Genomic DNA, 22,598 nt, shown 5'->3' on the forward strand with positions numbered 1-22,598 from the left:
GAAACGGCAATCATGGCGAAGCAGCTGCGGTTCAGCGAAGAGGCGCGGCGCCGGCTCGAACTCGGCGTCAACACGCTGGCCGACGCGGTCAAGGTCACCCTGGGCCCCAAGGGGCGCAACGCGGTGCTGGAGAAGCTGACCGGTCCGCCGACGATCACCAACGACGGCGTCACCATCGCCAGGGAGGTGCAGCTGGCCGAACCGTTCGCCAACATGGGCGCCCAGCTGGTCAAGGAAGTCGCGATGAAGACCAACGGGGCCGTCGGCGACGGCACCACGACCGCGACGGTGCTCGCCCAGGCGATGGTGCGGGAGGGGCTGGCCGCCCTCGGCGAGGGGGCGAACCCGATGCGGGTGCGCCGCGGTATCGAGGAGACCGTCGAGGCGGTCGTGGAGTACCTGCGCAAGTCCGCGGCCCAGGTGTCGGGTGAGGCCGAGCTGGAGCGGATCGCGACGCTGGCGGCGAGCGACGACGAACGCATCGGCGGCGTGATCGCCCAGGCGCTGGCGGCGGTGGGCCGGGAAGGCGTGGTCGAGGTGGAGGAGTCCGACGAGCCCGGACTGGGGGTCGAGCTGGTGGACGGGATCGAGTTCGACCACGGCTACACCTCGCCGTACATGGTCACCGACCGGGACCGGATGGAGGCCGCCTACGACGATCCCGCGATCCTGCTGACCAACAAGAAGATCAGCCAGGTGCAGGACCTGATGCCGACCGTCGAGGCCGCCCGGCGGCTCGGGCGGCCGCTGGTGATCCTCGCGGAGAACGTCGACGGCCCGGCGCTGCAGATGATCCTCAGCGGGAACGTGCACGGCACCTACTCCGCGGTCGTGGTCCGCGCGCCCGGCTTCGGGCACCGGCGGGTGGCGGAGCTGGAGGACCTCGCCGCCGCGCTCGGCGGCCGGGTGATCAGTGACGACTCCGGTCTGACTCTGGCCGAGGTCACTGAGGCCGACCTCGGCCGCTGCGAGCACATCACGATCACCGAGGACACCACGACGATCATCGGCGGGGCCGGTGACGAGCAGGCCGTGCGGGCACGGATCGGCCAGCTGGACAAGCAGCTCAAGCGGGCCCGCATCGAGCACGACCAGGACAGCCTGCGGTTGCGCATCGCCCGGCTGTCCGGCCGCATCGCCGTCGTCCGGGTGGGCGCCGCGACCAGTGTCGAGCTGAAGGAGCGGATGCTTCGGGTCGAGGACTCGCTGGCGGCGGCCAGGGCGGCGCTGGAGGAGGGCGTGGTCGCCGGCGGCGGGGCGTCGCTGGCGCAGGCGGCGCGGTGCGTGGACCTGGTCGGCCTCGACGGCGACGCGGCGCAGGGCCGGGAGATCGTGCGCCGGGCGCTGGGTGAGCCGCTGCGGTGGATCGCGGCCAACGCGGGCTACGACGGGGAAGAGGTGCTGGCGCGGGTGTCCGCAATGGACAACGGCAGCGGGTTCGACGCGCTCACCGGAGCCTACACCGACCTGTTCGCCGCCGGGGTGGTCGACCCGCTCAAGGTGACCCGCTCGGCGCTGGAGAGCGCGGCCTCCATCGCGGCGCTGCTGATCACCACCGAGACCGCGATCGTGGAGGAGGTGCTGGTCAACCCCGGTGCGATCATCGCTCCGGGTGCGGGTGACCTCGCCGAGGGAATGGTGCGCCCGTCGAACATCTACTGAGCACGGCTACCGGGCCCCACGCGTGCTGCGTGGGGCCCGGTGCTGTGTGAGCGCCGTGCTGTGCGACCTATCCGGCGACCGGCGCCTGTGCGCGGGCGTGCCGGAGGGCGGTGCCGATCAGGTCCTCCGGTGCACAGTGGACCTCCGCCAGCCCGGCCGCCACTGCCGCGAGCGGGTCGTAGAACATCCCGTGCGGAGGTGCGGGCTGCACGATCCCGCCGGAGATGATGCGGGCGTCGGCCGCCTCGGCGAGGCGGTACCCGGCGCCGATCGCGTCGCCGTTGAGGGCGGCCACAACGGGCAGCGGATGTGCACGCAGCGCCTCCAGCACGGGCAGCAACCGGTCCAGTGCCGCACGTCCGCCGGGCGCGACGTCCGCCGCGAAGACACCGTCCACCCCGGTCAGGACGATCGGGTGCCCGGGCCCGATGTAGCTGATGGCCGCCGCGAGCCCGTCGAGCAGTTCGGCGCTGAGCGGCCGTGGCGCCCGGAGGCGGACCACCACCGCGCCCGACTCGTAGTGCAGGTCCAGCATCGTTCGCCTCCGGAGCGCTCGGGGATCTCCGTAAGCTACCGGCGGCAGGCGGTTTCCCTTGTCTCACAATGAGACCGCCGCGGAGTCCGGGCTCTGGTGTTCTGGGGCTCGTGAGGAGGGATGTGGCGATGACAGTGAACGAGCCGGCCGTCGAGGAACGGCCCGGAGAGGGTTCCGTTGAGCGCCCCCACGGCGAGTGCCTGGAGCGGGCGCTGGCCACCCTGGCCCGATCCGGCTGGCGGATCGAGCGGGCGGGGGCCGAGCGCCCCAGCCGGTGAGGTCAGTCCCGCGCGGCCGGCTCGCCGAGCTGGGGGGCGGTCGTCCTGGTCTCGTCGGCCGGATCGAGCCGACACCGAGCTGAGCGCCGCCCCCGCCGGCAAGGTCAGTCCCGCACGGCCAGCTCGCCGAGCTGGGACCAGCCGTCCTGGTCCACCACCGTGTTCACGATCCGGGGCGTCTCGGCGAGGTGCCGGGGCAGCGTCTCCTGCGCGGCCCGGAAGTGCGCGGACCGCACGTGCCGGGCCCCGGCGTCGGCGTCGCGGAACGCCTCCACCAGGACGTATTCGGCCGGGTCGTCCAGGCTGCGGGACCACTCGAACCACAGGCACCCGGGCTCGGCGCGGGTCGCCGCGGTGAACTCCCGCGCGATGTCCGGCCACCGGTCGGCGTGCTCGTCCTTGACGCGGAACTTGGCCGTGATGAAGATCATCCGTTGCTCCTTCGTGCCACAGTGTCCCGGTTGGTGTAGCACCCGGAACCGGCACGAGCTGTCTCGATCTGAGACCGGAGCCGCTGCTTGGCGAACTTCCCCGTCGCCGTCTTGGGGATCTCGTCGCAGAAGAACACCTCGTCCGGCAGCCACCAGGACGCCACGCGGCCCCGCAGGTGGTCCCGGACCTCCTCTGCGGTGAGCGTGGCCCCGGCAGCCGGCACCACGCAGGCCAGCGGCCGCTCGCCCCACTTGTCGTCGGGCACGCCGATCACCGCGGCTTCGGCGACCCCGGGGTGCTCCATGATCGCGTTCTCCAGCTCCACCGAGGAGATCCACTCGCCCCCGGACTTCACGAGGTCCTTGGTGCGGTCGACGATCCGCACGTAGCCGTGGCGGTCGATCGTCGCCACGTCCCCGGTGCGCAGCCACCCGTCCCCGGTGAAGGCGTCCGCCCCGTCGCGTTTCCCGAAGTATGCCGCGGCGATCGTGGGGCCGGCGGCCTGCAGTTCACCCGGCGTCCGCCCGTCCCACGGGGCTTCCCGCCCGTCGTCGCCGATGATGCGGACCTCGGTCAGCGGCACGGCCGGCCCCGGGGTGGCGAGCAGCGCCCGCCGTTGTTCGTCCGGGAAGTCGTCGTGCACGGTGGCGATCCGCGAGGTGGTGACCACCGGGCTGGTTTCCGTCATCCCCCACGCGTTCGTCAGGGGCAGCCCGATCGCGTCCTGGTACGCGCGGGTGAGCGCCTCGTCCACCGCGCCGCCGCCGGACACGATCTGGCGGACCGCGGAGAAGTCGTGCTCGCCGAGCAGGGGCACCAGGCCACGCCAGATCGTGGCGACCGCGGCCCCGAACGTGACCCGGTGGCGAGCGAGCATCCCGGCCAGCTCCGGTGGGGACATCGCCGGCCCGGGCAGCACCAGATCGGCCCCGCACAGCATGGCCGCATAGGGCAGCCCCCAGGCGTTGACGTGGAACATCGGCACGATCGGCATCACCACGTCCCGTTCGCAGATGCCGAAGGTGTCCACCATCAGCAACAACGCGGCGTGCAGCACCACCGAGCGGTGGCTGTAGAGCACGCCCTTGGGATCGCCGGTGGTGCCCGAGGTGTAACACAACGCGGCCGCGGTGTTCTCGTCGTCCACAGTGAACTCGCGGCCGGTGTCGCCGGCCCGCGCCAGAAGTTCCTCGTAGTCGAAGACGCGATCGTCGTCGGGGATTTCCGCGTCGCTCCCGTCGTCCATCACCACGACCGCACGCACGGTGGTGAACGTGCCCACGAGCGGCCAGACGGCGGGCAGGATGGAGCGGTCGACGAACAGCACGTCGTCGGCGGCGTCGCTGACGATGTAGCTGATCTGCTCGCCGAACAGCCGGTGGTTGATCGTGTGCAGCACCCGCCCGGTGCAGGGCACGGCCAGGTAGAGCTCGACGTGCCGGTGGCTGTTCCACGCGAACGTGCCCACCCGGGCGCCGGCCGGGACGCCGAGCTCGTCGAGGGCGGCGGCCAGCCGCCGCGCCCGCGCGCACACCTGCGCCCAGGTCGTCGTGGATTCGCCGCCGATCCGGCCGGACACCACGGTCTTGTGCCCGAAGAGGCGTTCGACGCGCCGGAACACGTGCGGCAGGGACAGGGGATGGTCTTGCATCAAGCCGAGCATGGTGATCTTCCTGTGTCGGGGTCAGGGGGTGCAGGCGAAGCTCGACGCGCGGTCCGGGTCGCCGGCGCGGTACCTGGGCCATTCCGGGTACTCGCACAGGGGACGGGTGCGCTGGTGGCGCGTGTCGGTGACGACCGGGTCCACCGGTGACTGTCCTTTTTCGACCCAGCGCTCCAGCGTGGACAGCGAGTCCCAGCCCGCGGCGAAGGCCGGAGCGCCCGCGTTCGCGTGGTTTGCTCCGGGCACGACGTAGTAACGCAGGAACCCGTCCGTGGTCCGCGGGCCGAGTTCCGCGCGCACCCGCCGGTAGTAGTCGCTCGTCGACCGGTCGGAGACCAGCTCGTCCGCGGCGCCGTGCAGCAGGATCAGCTTGCCGCCGCGAGCGGCGAACCGGCGCAGGTCCACGTCGTTGCGGTCCTGGATCTCCGACAGCCTGCTGATCCGGTCCAGCCACGGCCCGGGGTCGCGGGGATCCACGGCGAGCGGGTCGTGGCCGGGGTCGCGGGTCAGGAAGTACTTGACCCACTGGTCCCAGTACTGCATGCCGTAGCCGCTGGTCAGCGGCATCGGGTTGGCCGGTGCGGCGGTGCCGAACCCGAGGAACGGGGTGCGCATGTCCGCGCCGGAGAGGAACGGGAAACCGGGGTAGCCGGTCTCGCCGCTGGCGATCCGGTACGGCCACTCGAGCCGGGTGGACATGGCGGTCACGGCGGCGATCTGCGCATCCGACAGGCACGTCGCCCCGGTGTCGGCGCCGTCCGGGCAGCGCAGCGTGCGCGGGTCGAAGTGACAGCCGCCCGGGTTGGACACGACCCCGTCCGCGACGCCGTCGAGGCCGTCGCACTCCGCGATGACGCTGGTGTAGAGGAGCGTCTGCTTGTCCGGCCCGGGGAACGCGCCGGGCCGGGACAGGATCTGCGTCAGGTGCCCCAGGTACAGGACCTCGGCGAGGTTGTTCCAGGCGGGATAAGCCGAAATCACGCCGTCGAAGGCCTCCGGCCACCGTTGCGCGACGATGAGCGCCTCGCGGCCGCCGGTCGAACCTCCGGCGAAGTAGACCTCGGCGGGCTTCGTGCGGTAGGCCTGCCGGATGAGGTACCGGGTCGCGTCGTGGGTCTTCTTGAGCGCGTCACCGGCGGCGAAGTTGCGCAGCGCCTCGTCGTTCACGCCGAACGACCCGTCCAGCGACGGCGGCGCGGCCGGGCCCTGCTGGTGGCCGGAGTCGCTGGCGAACGTGACGTACCGCCGGGCCAGTGGCGCGGGCTGGTCGGCGGGGCCGAACGGCACGTTCGCCGTCAGGTCCGGGATGGTGCCGTTGTAGCCGCCACCGCCGAACATGATCGCCTTGCGGTTCCAGCCGGCGGGCAGGGCCACGCGCATCTTGATGGCGGGTGCGGCGGGGTCGACGGGGAAGATGTCGGCGTCGACCCGGCAGTACTCGACCGTCTCGCCGCTGACCACGCTGGTCGTGTCCGCCGCGGACGTGACGTGCCCGCCGGAGGTCGGCAGGCTCATCACCGAGGCCGGAATCTGCATTCCCGCCAGCGGCGCGCACACCGGCGTCGACGACGGGGCGGCGGTTGCCACGGGAAATCCGGTCGCCAGCAGCACGAGGGCCGCGGGCACGGCGGTCCAACGCGAGGTCCGCATGCCGTCCTCGTTTCAGCGGTAGAGGTGCGCGCCGGGCACGGCGTGCGGATCTTCGCGGACCTGGGCGGGGTTCGTCTCGGGCAGGAACCACGCGCTGACGAAGGTGATCAGGCCCATCAGCGCGATGTAGGCGGCGACCGGCAGGGTGCTCCCGGTCTGCGCGATGAGCGCGGTCATGAGGAACGGTGTGCCACCGCTGACGATGATCGCGGAGAGCTGGTAGGCCAGCGACGCGCCGGAGTAGCGGACGTTGGGCGCGAACAGCTCGCCGAGGAAGCTCGCGATCGGGCCGTAGGTGAGGCACTGGAACACGAAACCCACCACCACCGCGACGAAGATCAGCGGCAGCGACGCGCTGTCGACGAGCCAGAAGTACGGGAACGCCCAGACCGCGACGCCCAGACCGCCGATCAGGATCAGCGGCCGCCGCCCCACCTTGTCGGAGAGGTGACCGGACCACGGGATGGTCACCAGCATCGCCACGGAACTGCCCAGCACGACCGCGAGCAGCGGGTTGCGCTCCAGCCCGAGCGAGCCGGTGCCGTAGCTCAGCAGGCCGGAAATGCTGACGTAGAACAGGCTGTTGGTGGCCGAGAGGATCCCGCAGCCGAGCAGGATGGTCCCCCACTTGGTGCGCACCACCTGCGCCAGCGGCGCCCGGACCACCGCCTTCTCCGGCCGCGACGCCCGCCGCTGCAACTCGCGGAACTCCGGCGTGTCCTCCACTTTGGTCTGGATGTAGAGGACGACCACGAACATCACGACGCTCACCAGGAAGGGGATGCGCCAGCCCCAGCTGAGGAAAGCGCTGTCCGGCATCAGGCTGCTGGCCGCCACGAAGATCAGGTTGGAGATGATTACGGCGACGGGCACGCTGGTCTGCCCGAAGGTCCCCGCGAAGCCGCGCCGCTTCGCGCCGGCGGATTCGGTGAGCAGCAGCACGATGCCGCCCCACTGGCCGCCTGCCGCCAGGCCCTGCACGAACCGCAGCACGACCAGCAGCGTCGGGGCGAGTGCGCCGATGCTCGCCGCGCTGGGCAGGCAGCCGATCAGGAAGGTCGCCGCCCCCATCAGCGCCAGGCAGGTGACCACCACCGGCTTGCGCCCGTACTTGTCGCCGAGGTGCCCGGCGAGCACCCCGCCGATGGGGCGGGCCACGAAGCCGGCCCAGAAGGTGCTGAAGGCGAGCAGGGTGCCGGTCAGCGCCGAGGAGTGCGGGAAGAACACCTTGGGGAACACCAGCGCTGCCGCGGTGCCGTAGAGGAAGAAGTCGTACCACTCGATGGAGCTGCCGATGAGCCCCACCGCCAGGAGTTTGCGGAAGGACCGGCGCGGGACCGCGGGCCCGCCGGTGCTCAGCCGGCCGGACTGTCCGTCTGGTTGCGCGAGCGGAGTTGCCATACATGCCGCCTTCGTTGGGAGCACGGGTGATGGCGGTCAGGTTAGGGGCGCCACTGCCGGGTGGTTGAGGTGTGTATCATCCACACCTCACGCCGTTCTGGTGGTTCTTTCTTCCATCTGCGCGGAGGAGGGATGGCACTGTGGCCAGCGACCCCGGGGGCGAGTCGCACCCGCTCATGCGCCGTCAGCGCGAACTCACGTCCCTGTACGCGACCGCCAAGTCCCTCACCGCGCTGGGCGAGCTCGACGAGGTGCTGCGCTCGATCGTCCGCCACGCCCACGACCTGATCGGCACGGACTTCACGTACCTGTCGCTGGTCGGCGCGGACGGGAGGTTGTCGGCCAGGGCGTCGGAGGGCACGATCTCCGCGTCGTTCCTGGCCGCGTCCATCCCCGCCGACGTGGGGCTCGGCGGCAAGGTCCTGGCGTCCCGGAGCCCGCACTGGGTGCGCGACTACGCCGCCGCCACGAGCATCGCCCACGATCCGGACTTCGACCGCGTGGTCGGCCTCGAGGGGCTCGTCGCGCTGCTCGGCGTGCCGCTGGTCATCCGGGGCGAGGCGGTGGGCGCCCTGTTCGCCGCGGACCGGTCCGTGCGGTCCTTCCAGGCGGAGGAGATCGCCCTGCTGAGCGCGTTCGCCGATCACGCCGCGGTCGCGCTGGACAACGCCCGGCTCTACGACGCCAGCCGGACAGCCCTGCAGGAGCTGCGGATCGCGTACCGGAAGATCGAGGAGCACGTGGCCGTCATGGAGCGGGCGCAGGCGAGCCACGAAGCGCTCACCGGTGTCGTGCTGGAGGGCGGGACGCCGGGCGATGTGGTGCAGCTCCTCGCCGATCAGCTGGGCGGCAGCGTCACGCTCCTCGACCGGGCCGGCGTCGCGGTCGTCCGCGGGGACTCGGCGGCGGACCCTTGCCGGGCTCCCGCCGGGGACGACCTCGCCGCGGCTTTCCGGAACGCGCAACGATCGGGCCGGTGCACCACGTCCGTCGACGACGCGGGGGTCGCCCACAGCGTGGCGTCGATCCGGGCCGGCGACAGTTTCCTCGGCGCACTGGCGTGGAGCCGGGCGGCGGGCGGCGACCGCGGTGTCCGGGACGACATGGACGTGCGGACCCTGGAGCGGGCCACCCACATCCTGGGGCTGCTCATCCTCAAGGAACGGGCCGTCGCCGAGGCGAGCGAGCGGCTGAGCGGGGAGCTGCTGACCGAGCTGATGGTCGGCAGCCCCGGGGCCTCCGCGGCCCAGCGCACCCGGGCCCGTGCCCGCAACATCGACGTCGACCGGCTGGACCTGGTCCTCGTCGCCGACTCCGCGACGCTGTCGTCCACCGAGCTGTCGCGGCACCTGCACGACATCGCCAGGGACCGCGCCGGACTGGCAGGTGAGCACCTCGGCCGGGCCATGATGATCCTGCCCAGCGCCGACGACGACCGGACCGTCGAGGAGGTCCACCGGCGCCTGCGCCGCGCGGCGGGCGCGCCGGTGACGGTCGTGGGGGAACGGGCGGTCAACCAGGACTGGGCTCGCGCCTTCTCACTGGCGAGCCGCTGCAGCGCCGTGGTGCGCGCGCTGGGGCACACGGACCTGGGCGCCACCACGGCGCGCTACGCCCTCTACGCCATGGTTTTCGACACCGAACGGGTCCGCGACCTCGACCGGTTCGTCGCGGGCACGATCGGCCCGCTGCTGGACTACGACCAGCGGCGCGGCACGGACCTCGTCGGCACGCTCGACGCGTATTACGCGAACCGCGCCAACGTCGCGGCGACCGCGCGGGCGTTGCACCTGCACGTCAACACCCTGCTGAAGCGGCTGGACCGCGCCGGCGAACTGCTCGGCGTCGACTGGCGCCAGGAGGACAACCTGGAGCTACAGCTCGGGTTGCGGTTGCACCGGTTACGGGCGGTCGCGCCCGGCCCGGCGTGAGATGCCCGTGCGACGAGGTTCAGTGCTCACCCCGCGTCCGCCGGTTCTTCCCGGAGTGCCACACCACACGGATCTCCGAGAGCAGTTCCAGTGGTTTGGCCGGCACGGTCCTCGGCAGTGAGCTCGCGAACCGCAGCGGGTCCTTGCGCAGGCGGCGCAGCATGCGCTTCGGCTTGGTGACCAGCCGCTGGCGGAGGTCGGCCAGGTAGTCGGCGCGCACGTCGCGGCCGTAGGTCCGCCCGCAGGCGGTGCAGGTGACCTCGGCGAGGAGGCGCCCGGCGTAGACGACCTCGTGCACGGTGTCCGTCCCGCACCGGGAGCAGGTCAGTTCCGCGTGCCGGACAGTGCTCATCGCTGCCTCATCTCCGGTAGTTCGCCGAGGCCAGGACCTGTTCGGCGATCACCAGGTCGTGTGCGTAGGTGACCTTGATGTTCTCCTGCTCCCCGGCCACCCAGTGGATGGGCAGGCCGGAGAAGCGCTCCATCACCGACGAGGTGTCGGTGCCCTCGAACCGCTGCCGCGCGGCCTCTTCGTAGGCGTCCAGCAGCGGGCGGGCGTGGAACGCCTGCGGGGTCTGGGCCCGGATCGCGGTGCCACGCGGCAGGTTCGCCAGCCCGCCGTCCGCGACGGCCATGATGTCGTCGGCCGCGAGGCCGGGCACCGCGCCGCCGTGCCGCCGCGCCGCCTGCAGCACTCCCGCGATCAGCGCCGGGCTGGCCAGCGGGCGGGCGCCGTCGTGCAGGAGCACCGTGTCGACCGCGCCGCTGTCGATGCGTTCGGCGAGGTGCCGCAACGCGCGCAGCTCGGACTCCTGCCTGCTCCGGCCGCCGTGCACCACCTCGACCTCGGCGCCGTCGACCTCGCGCTCCAGCACCCACTCGACGAGCTCGTGGTCCTGCGGCCGGGTGACCAGGACGAGCACGCCGATCCCGGGCACCCGCGCGAACGCGCCGAGCGACCAGGACACCAGCCGCCGTCCGGCCAGTGGCAGGTAGACCTTGTTGACGTCGGCCCCGACCCGGGTCCCGGACCCGCTGGCCAGCACGACCGCGGCGGCGTGAGCACGTCGATCCATCCCGTCGATCATAACGTCAGCAGCTCCTGCACCGAGGCCAGCAACCGGGCGGCGTCGGCGCCGTCGCCGACCCGGTGGTCGACCGTGAGACCGACCGTGCACCGCAGGGACAGGCCGATGCCGCCGGGCACCGGGACCACTTTCTCCTGCACCCGCCCGACGGCCAGCGCCGTCGCCTGCGGCGGGCTGAGCAGCGCGTGGAAGGCGTCCACCCCGAACCCGCCGAGGTTGGACAACGTGGTGGTGCCGCCGGACATCTCGGCGAGCGTGAGCTTCCCGGCGCGGGCGCGCCGGACCAGATCGCGGACGCGATCGGCCAGCCCGTCGTCCAGATCCGGGTCGCGCAGCACCGGGGCGAGCAGCCCGCGCCCGGTGTCCACGGCGAGCGCGACCCCGACGTGGTCGTGCCGTCGCACGTCGCCGTCGGCCCATTCGGCGTTCAGCTCGGGGTGCCGGCGCAACGCTCCCGCGAGGGCGCGCAGGAACACCGTGGTCCAGTCGCCGCCCGCCGGCACTTCGAGGTCGCGGTAGACGACGAACTGGGGGACCTGCGCGCTGGCGGACATCCGCCGGGCGATCACCGCGCGCGGGCCGCGCCGCGGCTTCACCTCCAGCGGCGGCAGGTCGGCGAGCCGGATGGTCGCGGCGGGACCGGTGGGGGTGATGGTGGCCAGGTCGATGCCGCGTTCGACCGCGGCGCGCCGGGCGGCGGGCACGGCGGCGACCCGCACTGGCGCCACGGGCACCGGCTCAGGCACGGCCGCAACCGGCACCGGGGCCGCGGGCGCGGGTTCGGCCGCAACCGGCGCTGGCGCCGCGGGGGCGGGTTCGGCCCCGACTCGCCTCGGCGCCGCGGGCACGGGTTCGCGTTCGGCCGCGATCCGCGTCGGTGCTGTGGGCGCAGGCTCGGGCACGGCCGCAACCGGCGCTGGTGCCGCGGGCCCCGGTTGCGGCTCCGGCTCGGGTGCCGGCACAGCCTCCGGCGGGGGAGCGTCGAACAGGCCCGCCAGCAGGTCCTCGGCCGCGGTGGCGAGGTAGGCGATCGGGTCGCCGACGGCCACCACGTCGTCCGGCTGCGCGACGATCCGGGCGAGGGTGCCGTCGGCGGGCGCCTCGACCTCCATGTCGACCTTGTCGGTGGCCACCTCGCACACGACCTCGCCCGCGCGGACCTCGTCCCCTTCGGACTTGTGCCAGGTCACCAGCGTGCCCTCGGTCATGGTCATCGACATCTTCGGCATGACCAGCGGCGCTTCCTGCATCACCACCTCCGCACCAGGTCCGTGGCCGCCCGCACGATGTCGCCGGCCTGCGGCACCGCGGCCCGCTCCAGTTGCGGCGCGTACGGGATCGGCACGTCGAGCCCGCACAGCCGGGCGATCGGCGCGCGCAGGTGGCCGAACGCGGGGGATTCGCCGATGGTCGCGGCGATCTCGGCCATGAACCCGGCCGTCTTCGGCGCTTCCTGCACCAGCAACGCGCGCCCGGTGCGGATCACGTCGTCCACGATCGGCTGCGCGTCGAGCGGTTTGAGCGTGCGCGGGTCGATCACCGACACGTCGATGCCGTCCGCGGCCAGCTGTTCCGCCGCCTCCAGCGCACGCGACACCATCACCCCGGTCGCCACGATGGTCAGGTCCGCGCCGGTCCGGCGCACGGCCGCCTCGCCCAGCCGGGCTGGCGTGGCCGCCTCGGGCACGGGGCCGCTCTGCTTGTAGAGCAGCTTGTGCTCCAGCACGATCACCGGGTTCGGATCGTCGATCGCCGCCAGCAGCAGGGTTTTCGCGTCGGCCGGGGTGGCCGGCATGACCACCTTCAGCCCGGGCACGTGCGCGAACCACGCCTCCAGGCTCTGCGAGTGCTGCGCGGCGGCGCCGGTGCCGGAGCCGGTGGGCGCGCGCAGCACCATCGGCACGGTCGCCGCGCCGCCCAGCATGAAGTGGATCTTCGCGGCCTGGTTGACGATCTGGTCCATGGCCTGCGCGGTGAAGTCGGAGAACTGGATCTCCACCACCGGCCGCATCCCGGCGAGCGCGGCCCCCACCGCCGCGCCCACGATGCCCAGCTCGCTGATCGGGGTGTCCCGGATCCGTTCCTCGCCGAAGCGGTGCACGAGGTCGCCGGTGACGCCGAAGGCGCCGCCGTAGGTGCCGACGTCCTCACCGAGCAGGAACACCCGCTCGTCGGCCGTCATCGCCTGGGCCAGCGCCTCGCGCACGGCCTCGGCGTAGGTGAGGGTTCGGGTTTGTTCCGCCGCCGCGGTCATTTCGCGTACACCGCCTCGGTCAGCGAGTCCGCCGAGGCGTCCGGCGCGGCGTTGGCGGCGCGGATCGCCGCCCGCACCCGCTCGCGGGCTTCGTTCCGGCAGGCCTGGATTTCCTGCTCTCCCAGCGTGTTCGCGACCCGTTGCTCGAACCGGGCGATTGGGTCGCGTTCGCGCCACTGCTCGATCTCTTCGCGGGTGCGGTAGAGGTTCTTGTCGCTCTTGGAGTGACCCTTCCAGCGGTAGGTGGTCGCCTCGACCAGCGTGGGGCCCTCGCCCGCGCGGGCGCGCGCCACCGCGTCGGCCACCGCGTCGTGCACCGCCTGCGGGTCGTTGCCGTCCACCGTCACGCCCGGAATGCCGTAGGCGGTGGCGCGTTCGGACAGCTGCTTCACCCGGAACGCGCGGCTGACCGACATGGACATGCCGTAGTGGTTGTTCTCGCACACGAACACCACCGGCAGGTCCCAGATCGCGGCCAGGTTGACCCCTTCGTGCCAGGCGCCCTCGTTGACCGCGCCGTCGCCGAAGAAGCTGACCACGACCTCCTGCCCGCCGCGCATCCGCACCGCCAGCCCCGCGCCCGCCGCGATCGGCACCCCGCCGGCGACGATGCCGTTCGCGCCGAGGTTGCCGGTCGCCACGTCGGCGATGTGCATCGACCCGCCCCGGCCGCGGCAGTAGCCGGTCTCCTTCGCCAGCAGCTCGGCCATCATCTCGTCCAGCCGCGCGCCCCTGGCGATGCAGTGTCCGTGGCCGCGGTGGGTGGAGGTGATGTAGTCCCCTTCGGACAGTGCCAGGCAGGCGCCCACCGGCACCGCTTCCTGCCCGATCGACAGGTGCATGGTGCCGTGCATGAGCCCGCGCGCGAACAGGTCGTCCACCGCTTCTTCGAATCGCCGGATCGTCCACATGGTGAGCAGCGCCTCGCGGGCCGGTCCGGCGTCGCCGATCAGATCCATCGTCGTCCCCTTCACGCCGGAACCAGGTCCCGCACCGGCTCGCCCTGCAGGAGCCGGTCCTGCAGGCGCCGCAGGGACGCGATCGTGGTGGTCTCGTCGACGGCGACGTCCGCGGCGGTCAGCACCGTGCCGGCGGGCACGTCGCGCAGCACGCGGGCGCCGCTGACCAGGCCGAGCGGCACGTGGCCGCCCGCGCGGGCCGCCTGGGCGGAGTCGGTGACGCCGTAGACGGTCCCGCCGCCGATGCCGTCGACCAGTTCGCCCTTCGCCAGGTCCCGCTTCGCCACCGCCAGCACCTCGGCGTTCCACGCGACGGGCGCGAGGCTGGGGGTGCGGTCGAGCACGGCCTGAGCGACGGACAGCGGCGCTTCGACGCTCGCCAGGTGGTAGGGCCGGTAGAAGGTGTAGTACGGGCCGGGACCCATGCCCAGGTAGGCCATTTCCGCCACGACCACCGGGTCGTCGCTGTGGCCGACGACGAACACGCCCGGCGCGACCGGCCCCGTGCAGTAGTCGACCACGCCGGGTTCCGGCAGCTGCCCGCCGTCGGCCTCGGGACGGAAGATCCGGTTCAGATCGTCCACAGTGGAGTACGGACCGGTCATGCCACGGCGGCTCACCTTCAGGTCGGCGCCGTTGGCGAGGGCGGCCATCTCGATCATGGTCTTCGAGCCGTCCACGAAGCTGGCGAGCATGTGCGGGTTCATGCCCTTCGCGGCGGCCTCCGCCGCGACCGAGTCCGGCGTGGCGGCCGGGTCTAGCGGGTTGTTCTTGCCCTTCCCGGCGCACACGACCGTGAAACCGATGTCGCGGACGTAGTTGACGAGCGCCTTGCACTCCACGGGTTCGTCGCCGCGGCACACCGAGTAGACGCGGCCGAGTCCGGCGGCCATCTTCGACAGCAGCAGGCCGACGGTGACGTCGCACTCCACGTTGAGCAGCGCGATGTCCTTGCCCGCCAGCAATCCGGCGAACGCGACCCGGGCGCCGACCTCGGGGACGCCGCTGGCGTCCACGATCACGTCGACCGGCAGGCGGGTCAGCGCCAGCGCGTCGTCCACCACGACCGCCTGTCCCAGTTCCACCGCGGCCGCCAGGTCACCCTCGGTCCGGACGTCCGCGCGCCCGGCCCGCTCGAAGGCCAGCACCCCGCGCTCCGGGGCGATGTCGGCGATCGCGGCGACCTCCATGCCGTCGATCCGGGCGGCCTGCACGACGAAACCCAGCCCCATCTGGCCGGCGCCCACCAGTCCGATGCGGACCGGGCGGCCCACTTCGCGTTCGCGGGCCCGCAGCCGATCGGCGTAGCTCATCTCGACACCTTCCCCGTCTGCACAAATGTGCACGTCATATGCACTTCAGTGATTTCTTGGTACCACGCTCGCGATAACCAGCACAACCCTTCAGGTTGTCTGCACATTTGTGCACAACGTGGAACAAAAAGGGGGCCGGCTCCCGCAAGGAAGCCGGCCCCGTGCCGCGCCGGGAATTCAGGCGGCCGCGCGTTGTCCCGCGGTCAGGCGGGACACCATCGTCAGCGCGTCGGCGGCGGCCTTGGCCACGGCCTTCGACGGCGCCCGTTCGGTGAGCGTGCCGAGTGGCCCGGTCAGCTCCGGGCGTTCCCGGAATCGGGCGAACACCGACGCGCCCTCCATCGCCAGTGCCCTGGTGACGGCGTTCCGCCGCCGGTCGACCACCAGCAGCACCACCGCGCCCCGCAGCTTGCCCTTGGCCCGCCCGGTCACCAGCAGCACGCCGCCGCGGTTCTCCTCCGCCGCTACCTGGTTGACCACGCCCGCGTACCGCAGGTGCTGCCGGTAACTGAAGTAGCCGGCCACCACGAACCCGGCGACCAGGATCGCGGCGGCCTGCCAGGTCACGTCGTGCTCCCGCCGCTGAGCGTCAGCGTCGCCCCGGCGGCAGGCAGCGACACCGTTCCCCGGCCGTGCACCGCGCCGGGCAGCAGCGTGGTGCCCTCGTCAGGGTTGAGGTAGACCACGATGTGCCCCAGCGTCTGCAGGTTCTCGTGGGCGCGCTCGCCGACCGCGGTCAGTTCGATCTCCGCGTCGCCGAGCCGGAAGATGTCGCCGACGCGCACCTCGCGTTCCGGCTTGGCGGCGGGGGAATGCACGACGCTGACGCTTTCCAGCGCGTCCGGGATCGGATCGGCGTAGAGGATCACCACCCCGCCGTCCACCATGTCCTGCGCCTCCTCGCCGGCCCGCAGGATCGTGCTCTCGTAGTACACCGTCATCGTCGACACCTCACAGTCCGAAGCTCGCGCCCCAGGCGATGATGACCGCCAGCGGCGCCGTGATCAACCGGCTGATCAGCACCGCGGGGGTGCCGACCGCGACGGTCTCGGGTTTCGCCTCGCCCAGCGCGAGGCCGACCGGGATGAAGTCGCAGCCCACCTGCCCGTTGATCGCGAACAACGTCGGCAGCGCGTACTGCACGGGCAGCGCACCGATCGCGATCTGGCTGCCCATCAGCGTGCCGACCACCTGCGCGATCGCCGCGCCCGGCCCGAGGATCGGGGACAGGAACGGCAGGGACACCACGAGCGAGATCACGACCAGCCCGAGCGGGTTGCTCGCGATCGGGGACAGCACGTTCGCGATCCCGCGGGCGATCCCGGTGTAGTTGACGATGCCCAGCAGCAGGCTGACGTAGGCCATGAACGGCAGGATCGTGGTGAGCGTCAGCTCGACGGTCTGCCTGCCCGAGGCCAGCATCGTGTTCACGAACGAGCCGACGCCCGAGCCGAACTTCACGAACACGCCGGACACCGAGTCGAACGCGCGCCCGAACCCCGTCGACTGCCCGCCGGTGACCGTCGCCGCGACGTCCCGGGCCGACGGGCGTTCGGCCCGCGGGGGCACCTTCGGTGGCACGGTGCCCGTCTCGCTGTCCGCCTCGGTCACCTCCTTGACGCCGACGGCGGAGACGAACAGCTCCTCGGTGATGAACTTCGCCAGCGGCCCGCCCGGCGCGCCGGGGTAGACGTCCACAGTGGGCAGTCCCTTGCGCGGGTACACGCCGATCCGGGCGGTGCCACCGCAGTTGATCACCGCGGCGACCACCTCGTCGTCCGGCACCGACGTGTGGAACCCGTCCACCGCCTCGGCGCCGGTGAGCTCGGCGATCCGCGCGGCCACCGGGTGGATGCCGCCGCCGGTCACGGACAGGACCTTGTCGCGCTTGCCGTCGGCCCGCAGCAGCAGGCCCTTGCCCCAGCCGCCTTCGCCGGGGCGGACGAATACCGCGCGGGTGGTGTGGGTTTCGGTCATTTCGCACCCGCCTTGGCCGCCTCGAACTGCCGGTCGAAGTCCGCGAACACTTCGGTCCGCCCGGTCCGCTTGATCATGAACGCGGTGATCCGCTCGGTGACCACGCCGCGGATGAAGATCACCACGATGCCGACCAGGAAGTACCGCAGAGCCAGCGGCACCGTCGACTGCCCGAGCTGGGCCACGCCGTTGGCCACGCCCAGCCAGACGAACAGCTCGCCGGCGTTGGCGTAGGGGAAGAACGTCGTCACCGGGTGCACGAACGACACCGCGGAGTCGTAGAACGCGGGCTTGTGCCGCTCCGGCAGGAACCGGCCGAACGAGTAGGCCATCGGGTTGGTCAGCATGAGCACGGCCAGCACCGGCATGATCGTGTAGCGGGTGATCCACCACCGCGCCGACCACCGGACGGCTCTGGTGACGCGCTGCTCACCGATGAACGTGGTGATCGCGTACATCGCGGTCAGCAGGACGATCAGGGTGGGCAGAATGCCGGTCACCAGGCTCACGAACTGCTCGCCGGAGGCGTTGAACAGCCCGATGAAGTGGCTGCCGAGCCACTCGAGGACACCGAGGGGACCGGAACTGGACCCGGTGTCCGCCTGCTGCGCCATTACAGCAAGCTCCTCCATATTTTCCTCCTTGTCGGCCCCCTGAACAAACGCGTCTGCACATAAGTGCAAAGCTTCTTCACGTTTGACAGTGATGTGTGTAACATGCCGGTCCAGCGGGTCACAACCCCCAACGCGAAGGAGCGACATGCCTGAGATCAAAGTCCGGATCGCCTCGCCGGTCGGCCTGCACGCCCGCCCCGCGAGCCAGTTCGTCAAGGCCGCGGCCCGGCACGGCGGGCCGGTCTCCATCGCGCGGCCGGGCGCCGAACCCGTCGACGCCCGCAGCATGCTTTCGGTGCTGAGCCTGGCGATCGGGCACGGCGAGGAGGTCGTGATCACCGCCGAAGGGGACAACGCCGACGCGACGCTCGCCGAGCTGTCCCGGCTGGTGTCCACCGCGGACGCCTGATGCCACCGCCCCGCGAACAGCAGCTGCTCGTCAAGGCGGCGCGCCTGTACTACGAGGAAGGCCGGTCGCAGCACCAGATCGCCGAGACGCTGGGCGTGAGCCGCTCCAGCGTGTCCCGGATGCTGACCGCGGCGCGGGAACGCGGCATCGTCCAGATCCGCATCAACGACCCGGCCGGGCGGGACCTGGACCTCGAAGGCGAGCTCGCGGCGCGGTTCGGGTTGCGCGACTGCCGGGTCGCGGAGAACGCCGCGGGGGAGCGCCCGTTGCCGCGCGTCGGTGAGCTCGGCGCGCGGTGGCTGCTGGAGAACGTCCACTCCGGACAGCGGGTCGGGGTGTCGTGGGGGCGCAGCCTGCAGGCGGTCGTGCAGCACGTGCCCGAGGAAAGCGCGCTCGACGTCGAGGTGCTGCCGCTCGTCGGCGGCCTGTCGTCGGTGGAATCGGCGATCAGCGGCGAGGAGCTGGTCCGCGACCTGGCCGCGCGACTCGGCGGCCGGTTCCAGCTGCTGCACGCGCCCGCGTTGTTGACTTCCCGGGCGGGACGGGACATCCTGCTCGCCGAACCGTCCATCCGGGACGCTCTGGACCGGGCGCGCAAGGTGCACGTCGCGGTCGTCGGCATCGGCAGCGTCGGGGTCGGGTCCTCGGCGGCCCTGCTCACGGCGATGGAGCTGACGCCGGAGGAGCGCGCGGAGTTCGAGGGCCACCACCCGGTGGGGGACTTCTGCGCGCGGTTCTTCGACGCCGACGGGCGCCCGGTGCCGGGGCCGGTCGACGACCGGGTGATCAGCACGTCGTTCGCCGACCTGGCCGGCATCCCCACGGTGGCGGGTGTCGCGGCCGGGGCGGAGAAGGCGCGCGGCACGCTGGGCGCGCTGCGCACCGGGGTCCTCGACGTCCTGATCTGCGACCAGTCGCTGGCCGGCGCCCTGCTCGACTGAAAGGTGTTGCGCATGCTGGGAACGAGGTTGTCCGGGGTCGCGGTGAGCCCGGGACGCGCGAGTGGTCCCGTGGTGCGGGTCGCCGAGCCGCTGGGCGAACCCCCGCGCACCCCGGCGCCCGCCGACCCGGCCGCCGACGCGGCCCGGATCGCGCCAGCCGCGGCGGCCGTCGCGCGGCGGCTGGAGGAACTCGCCGCCACCGCGGAAGGTGAAGCGGCGGACATCCTGTTCACCACCGCGGCCATAGCGAACGACCCCGGCCTGGTCGCCGAGGCCGAGCGGCTGGTCACTGTCGAAGGCGTGCCCGCGCCGCGCGCGGTGCACGAGGCCGCGAACGGGTTCGCCCGCTCGCTGGCCGCCGCGGGCGGGTACCTCGCCGAGCGCGTGCGGGACATCCAGGACGTGCGGGACCGCATCGTCGCCGAACTGCTCGGCGTCGAGCCGCCCGGGGTGCCGGAGCTGGCGTCGCCGAGTGTGCTGGTCGCCCGCGATCTCGCGCCTGCCGACACGGCGGGGCTCGATCCGGCGAAGGTGCTGGCGCTGGTGACCGAGCAGGGGCCGACCAGCCACACCGCGATCCTGGCGCGGGCGCTGGGAATCCCCGCCGTCGTCGCGGTGCGGGGGTTGCTGGCCTCCGGTGCCGAGGCGCTCGTCGTGGACGGCGACACCGGCGTCGTCGAACCGGCCGACCCGCGCGGGCCGGTGGTGGTCGCGGAGCGGCAGGCGGCGGCGGAGTGGAACGGCGTGGGCGCGACCGCGGACGGGCACCGGGTCCGGATCCTCGGCAACGTCGGTTCAGTGGCGGACGCGCGGGCGGCCGCCGAGGCCGGCGCCGAGGGGATCGGCTTGTTCCGCACGGAGTTCTGCTACCTGGACGCGCCGTCCGAGCCTTCGGTGTCGGAGCAGCGTGCGGCGTATGCGGACGTGCTCGCACCGTTCGCCGGGAAGCCGGTGGTGGTGCGGACGCTGGACGCGGGGGCGGACAAACCGCTGGCGTTCCTGGCCCCGGAGCCGGAGCCGAACCCCGCTCTGGGGGTGCGGGGCGTGCGGGTCGCGTTCGCCCGGCCGGCGGTGCTGGACCGCCAGCTCGAAGCGATCGCCGCCGCGGCCGCCGAGTCGGGTGCGGAGGTGTCGGTGATGGCGCCGATGGTGGCGACCGCCGCGGAGGCGGCGTGGTTCGCGGAGCGGGCGCGGGCCGCCGGGATCGCCCGGGCGGGGGTGATGATCGAGGTGCCCGCGGCGGCGCTGGCGGCGCGGGAGATCCTGGAGGTGGTGGATTTCGTGTCCGTGGGCACCAACGACCTCGCGCAGTACACGTTCGCCGCCGACCGCCAGCTCGGCGCGGTGGCCGCGTTGAACGACCCGTGGCAGCCGGCGCTGCTCCGGTTGATAGCCCTGATCGGCGAAGCGGCGCGGGAGGCCGGCAAGCCCGCCGGGGTGTGCGGGGAAGCGGCGGCGGACCCGCGCTTGGCCCGCGTGCTGACCGGTCTCGGGATGACGAGCCTGTCAATGACCGCGGCGGCCATCCGCCCGGTCGGAGCCACCCTGGCAACGGCAACGTTGACCGACTGCGAGGCGGAGGCCCGCCACGCGCTGGGGACGTTCGGGGCGAGCACCTGAGCCCGTGGCCCACGACAGATCGCCGGACGCGGGCCGGCTCCTCACCCCGGATGGCCGGTGGTTCAGCGCGGACTGGCTCCACTCCAGGGCGATCGTGCCCTTCGCCACCCCGTTCGGCGCCGACGACCGGATCCTGGAGGGGTTCCGGGCCGGCGCGTGCGGTCGGTGCGGCATCGGTGTTCGTCTTTCCCCTCGGTGATGGGCGCCCGCGGGTGCTCGATGTCGACGAACACCCGTTCGGCATGCGGGGTGAGGTCCTGCTCGCTGTGCCCGACTGGGACGGGGCCTTGCTGATCACGAGCGCGCGGTACTCCCTCCTGGGGGGTACCGCGAAGCACCCTAATCCGGCCAGCTGTGCACCGGTTCGTTGGTGTGCATGTGCTCCCGGTACTCGCCGACCAGGGTGCGCAGCGTGTCGAACCTGTCGAGGCCCGTCGTGTCGAACAGGCGGTGGAACCGTTGTTGCTGCCAGCTCGCGCCGGTGGCGCCGGTCAGGCAGCGGTGCTCGATGACGCCCAGCAGCCGGTCGCGTTCGCCGGCGTCGACGTCCCACTCGCGCAGCCCCTCGTCGGCCATCGGCAGCAGCCGCCGCAGCACCAGTTCCGCGACCGGGACGGTGCCCAGCCCCGGCCAGTAGATCGCGGCGTCGATGCCGTTGCGGGCGCAGGTGTGGAAGTTCTCCTCGGCCGCGCTGAACGACATCCGGGTCCAAATTGGACGATCGTCCTCGGCGAGCGCGCGGACGAGTCCGAAGTAGAACGCGCCGTTGGCCATGGTGTCGATGACCGTGGGCCCGGCGGGCAGGACCCGGTTCTCCACCCGGAGGTGGGCGCGGTCGCGGGTGACCGCGTAGATCGGCCGGTTCCAGCGGTAGATCGTGCCGTTGTGCAGCCGCAGCTCCTGCAGTGACGGGGTGTCGCCCCGGTCGAGCACCTCGAACGGGTCCTCCTCGGAGCAGATCGGCAGCAACGCGGAGAAGTACCGCGCGTTCTCCTCGAACAGGTCGAAGATCGAGGTGATCCACCGCTCGCCGAACCACACCCGCGGCCGCACGCCCTGCGCCTTGAGCTCCTCGCGGCGGGTGTCGGTGGCCTGCTCGAACAGGGCGATGCGCGTCTCGGCCCACAGGTGCTTGCCGAGCAGGAACGGCGAGTTCGCGCCGACCGCGACCTGCACCCCGGCGATCGCCTGCGCGGCGTTCCAGTAGGCGTGGAACTGCGCGGGACTCACCTGCAGGTGGAACTGGGTGCTCGTGCACGCCGCCTCGGGCACGATCGTGTCGCACGTGGCCCGCAGGCGTTCGACGCCGTCGATGGCGATGTGCAGGTCCTCGCCCCGCTCGGCGAGGATCTGGTCGTTGAGCAGCCCGTACCGCGGGTTGACCGACAGCGACGCGCCGGTCAGGTGGTCCTGGCGCAGGGTGGGCAGGATGCCGACCATGATCAGGTGCGCGCCGATGCGGTTGGCGTTCGCCTCCGCGGCGTTGAGGCTGGCGCGCACGTCGTCCTCGAACGTCTTGGCGCCGTCGCCGTTGAGCCGTCGGGGCGACACGTTGATCTCGAGGTTCCACTGGCCCAGCTCGGTCTGGAAGTCCGGGTCGGCGATGGCCTCCAGCGTCCTGGCGTTGCACATCGTCGGCTCGCCGCGCTCGTCGACCAGGTTGAGCTCGATCTCCAGCCCGGTCATCGGCCGCTCGAACTCGAAGTGCGACTCCCGCAGCATGCGCGCGAACGCCCCCAGGCACCGCCGCAACCGGGCCCGGTACCTCGTGCGGTCGGCCCTCGTGAAGGTGTGCTGCCCGACTTCCTCGCCCATGCGCCCCTCCGGATCCCTGCATTGTCCCACCGAACGGCCGACGGTCCAGCGGACAC

At 72.3% G+C, this 22,598-nt stretch carries 22 protein-coding genes; 6 read left to right on the forward strand and 16 right to left on the reverse strand.

Features of this window, described 5'->3' with window-relative positions:
* The first annotated feature begins 12 nt into the window (after window positions 1–12).
* A complete protein-coding gene (gene groL / locus AMETH_RS11830) occupies window positions 13–1,662 on the forward strand; it encodes a chaperonin GroEL (protein WP_017981681.1) in 1,650 nt (549 codons plus the stop codon).
* 67 nt (window positions 1,663–1,729) lie between these two features.
* On the opposite strand, the gene AMETH_RS11835 is transcribed toward groL, so the two are convergent.
* Complete coding sequence (locus AMETH_RS11835; protein ID WP_017981682.1) at window positions 1,730–2,197, reverse strand: enoyl-CoA hydratase-related protein; 468 nt, start codon at window positions 2,195–2,197, stop codon at window positions 1,730–1,732.
* A 128-nt stretch (window positions 2,198–2,325) separates the two neighbouring features.
* Here AMETH_RS11835 and AMETH_RS38685 point away from each other — a divergent pair, with 128 nt between their 5' ends.
* The gene (locus tag AMETH_RS38685; RefSeq protein ID WP_167345517.1) at window positions 2,326–2,475 is read left to right on the forward strand and encodes a hypothetical protein; all 150 of its coding nucleotides are present in this window, start codon (window positions 2,326–2,328) and stop codon (window positions 2,473–2,475) included.
* 104 nt (window positions 2,476–2,579) lie between these two features.
* Here AMETH_RS38685 and AMETH_RS11840 read toward each other — a convergent pair whose 3' ends face one another.
* From AMETH_RS11840 to AMETH_RS11855, 4 genes are read right to left on the reverse strand one after another with little or no spacing between them, the layout of a single operon-like run.
* Window positions 2,580–2,906 carry a putative quinol monooxygenase gene (locus AMETH_RS11840; protein ID WP_017981684.1) on the reverse strand — a complete coding sequence of 109 codons (327 nt, stop codon included), beginning with the start codon at window positions 2,904–2,906 and terminating at the stop codon, window positions 2,580–2,582.
* Window positions 2,903–4,558, reverse strand: coding sequence for a long-chain fatty acid--CoA ligase (locus tag AMETH_RS11845; protein WP_223843125.1), 1,656 nt, complete (start codon window positions 4,556–4,558; stop codon window positions 2,903–2,905). Before AMETH_RS11845 ends, AMETH_RS11840 begins: the two co-directional genes overlap by 4 nt.
* 33 nt (window positions 4,559–4,591) lie before the next feature.
* The gene (locus AMETH_RS11850) at window positions 4,592–6,220 is read right to left on the reverse strand and encodes a tannase/feruloyl esterase family alpha/beta hydrolase (RefSeq protein WP_017981686.1); all 1,629 of its coding nucleotides are present in this window, start codon (window positions 6,218–6,220) and stop codon (window positions 4,592–4,594) included.
* A 12-nt stretch (window positions 6,221–6,232) separates the two neighbouring features.
* Window positions 6,233–7,621, reverse strand: a complete 1,389-nt coding sequence (locus AMETH_RS11855; protein ID WP_017981687.1) for an MFS transporter — start codon at window positions 7,619–7,621, stop codon at window positions 6,233–6,235.
* A 140-nt stretch (window positions 7,622–7,761) separates the two neighbouring features.
* Here AMETH_RS11855 and AMETH_RS11860 point away from each other — a divergent pair, with 140 nt between their 5' ends.
* Window positions 7,762–9,552 carry a helix-turn-helix domain-containing protein gene (locus AMETH_RS11860; protein WP_017981688.1) on the forward strand — a complete coding sequence of 597 codons (1,791 nt, stop codon included), beginning with the start codon at window positions 7,762–7,764 and terminating at the stop codon, window positions 9,550–9,552.
* A gap of 19 nt (window positions 9,553–9,571) precedes the next feature.
* Here the strand turns inward: AMETH_RS11860 and AMETH_RS11865 are convergent, their stop codons facing one another.
* From AMETH_RS11865 to srlA, 10 genes are all read right to left on the reverse strand, one after another.
* Window positions 9,572–9,904 (reverse strand): hypothetical protein, encoded by a 333-nt coding sequence (locus AMETH_RS11865; protein WP_017981689.1) that lies wholly within the window; start codon window positions 9,902–9,904, stop codon window positions 9,572–9,574.
* 7 nt (window positions 9,905–9,911) lie between these two features.
* Entirely contained in the window at window positions 9,912–10,640 is a 729-nt protein-coding gene (locus tag AMETH_RS11870) for an IspD/TarI family cytidylyltransferase (protein WP_017981690.1), read from the reverse strand.
* Entirely contained in the window at window positions 10,637–11,890 is a 1,254-nt protein-coding gene (locus tag AMETH_RS11875) for a dihydrolipoamide acetyltransferase family protein (protein ID WP_017981691.1), read from the reverse strand. Before AMETH_RS11875 ends, AMETH_RS11870 begins: the two co-directional genes overlap by 4 nt.
* On the reverse strand, window positions 11,890–12,894 hold the full coding sequence (locus AMETH_RS11880) for an alpha-ketoacid dehydrogenase subunit beta (protein ID WP_017981692.1): 1,005 nt from the start codon (window positions 12,892–12,894) through the stop codon (window positions 11,890–11,892). Before AMETH_RS11880 ends, AMETH_RS11875 begins: the two co-directional genes overlap by 1 nt.
* On the reverse strand, window positions 12,891–13,853 hold the full coding sequence (locus AMETH_RS11885; protein WP_017981693.1) for a thiamine pyrophosphate-dependent dehydrogenase E1 component subunit alpha: 963 nt from the start codon (window positions 13,851–13,853) through the stop codon (window positions 12,891–12,893). The genes AMETH_RS11880 and AMETH_RS11885 overlap by 4 nt, the downstream gene beginning before the upstream one ends.
* An 11-nt stretch (window positions 13,854–13,864) precedes the next feature.
* Window positions 13,865–15,166: an NAD(P)H-dependent oxidoreductase gene (locus tag AMETH_RS11890; RefSeq protein WP_017981694.1), complete on the reverse strand. Its 1,302-nt coding sequence runs from the start codon at window positions 15,164–15,166 to the stop codon at window positions 13,865–13,867.
* Between the two features lie 177 nt (window positions 15,167–15,343).
* Window positions 15,344–15,733: a transcriptional regulator GutM gene (locus tag AMETH_RS11895; protein WP_017981695.1), complete on the reverse strand. Its 390-nt coding sequence runs from the start codon at window positions 15,731–15,733 to the stop codon at window positions 15,344–15,346.
* Complete coding sequence (locus AMETH_RS11900; protein ID WP_017981696.1) at window positions 15,730–16,107, reverse strand: PTS glucitol/sorbitol transporter subunit IIA; 378 nt, start codon at window positions 16,105–16,107, stop codon at window positions 15,730–15,732. The genes AMETH_RS11895 and AMETH_RS11900 overlap by 4 nt, the downstream gene beginning before the upstream one ends.
* 10 nt (window positions 16,108–16,117) lie before the next feature.
* Window positions 16,118–17,143, reverse strand: a complete 1,026-nt coding sequence (srlE, locus tag AMETH_RS11905) for a PTS glucitol/sorbitol transporter subunit IIB (protein ID WP_017981697.1) — start codon at window positions 17,141–17,143, stop codon at window positions 16,118–16,120.
* On the reverse strand, window positions 17,140–17,775 hold the full coding sequence (gene srlA, locus AMETH_RS11910) for a PTS glucitol/sorbitol transporter subunit IIC (protein ID WP_223843126.1): 636 nt from the start codon (window positions 17,773–17,775) through the stop codon (window positions 17,140–17,142). Before srlA ends, srlE begins: the two co-directional genes overlap by 4 nt.
* A gap of 127 nt (window positions 17,776–17,902) precedes the next feature.
* On the opposite strand from srlA, the gene AMETH_RS11915 reads away from it, so the two are divergent.
* The 3 genes from AMETH_RS11915 to AMETH_RS11925 are packed head-to-tail and all read left to right on the forward strand — an operon-like array spanning window position 17,903 to window position 20,727.
* Complete coding sequence (locus AMETH_RS11915; RefSeq protein WP_017981699.1) at window positions 17,903–18,166, forward strand: HPr family phosphocarrier protein; 264 nt, start codon at window positions 17,903–17,905, stop codon at window positions 18,164–18,166.
* Entirely contained in the window at window positions 18,166–19,107 is a 942-nt protein-coding gene (locus AMETH_RS11920; protein ID WP_017981700.1) for a sugar-binding transcriptional regulator, read from the forward strand. Before AMETH_RS11915 ends, AMETH_RS11920 begins: the two co-directional genes overlap by 1 nt.
* A 12-nt stretch (window positions 19,108–19,119) precedes the next feature.
* A complete protein-coding gene (locus AMETH_RS11925) occupies window positions 19,120–20,727 on the forward strand; it encodes a putative PEP-binding protein (protein WP_026153028.1) in 1,608 nt (535 codons plus the stop codon).
* A gap of 339 nt (window positions 20,728–21,066) precedes the next feature.
* On the opposite strand, the gene AMETH_RS11935 is transcribed toward AMETH_RS11925, so the two are convergent.
* Window positions 21,067–22,542 (reverse strand): glutamate-cysteine ligase family protein, encoded by a 1,476-nt coding sequence (locus AMETH_RS11935; RefSeq protein ID WP_017981703.1) that lies wholly within the window; start codon window positions 22,540–22,542, stop codon window positions 21,067–21,069.
* Between the last annotated feature and the right edge of the window lie 56 nt (window positions 22,543–22,598).

The sequence above is a fragment of the Amycolatopsis methanolica 239 genome (assembly GCF_000739085.1).
Taxonomy (GTDB): Bacteria; Actinomycetota; Actinomycetes; order Mycobacteriales; family Pseudonocardiaceae; genus Amycolatopsis_E; species Amycolatopsis_E methanolica.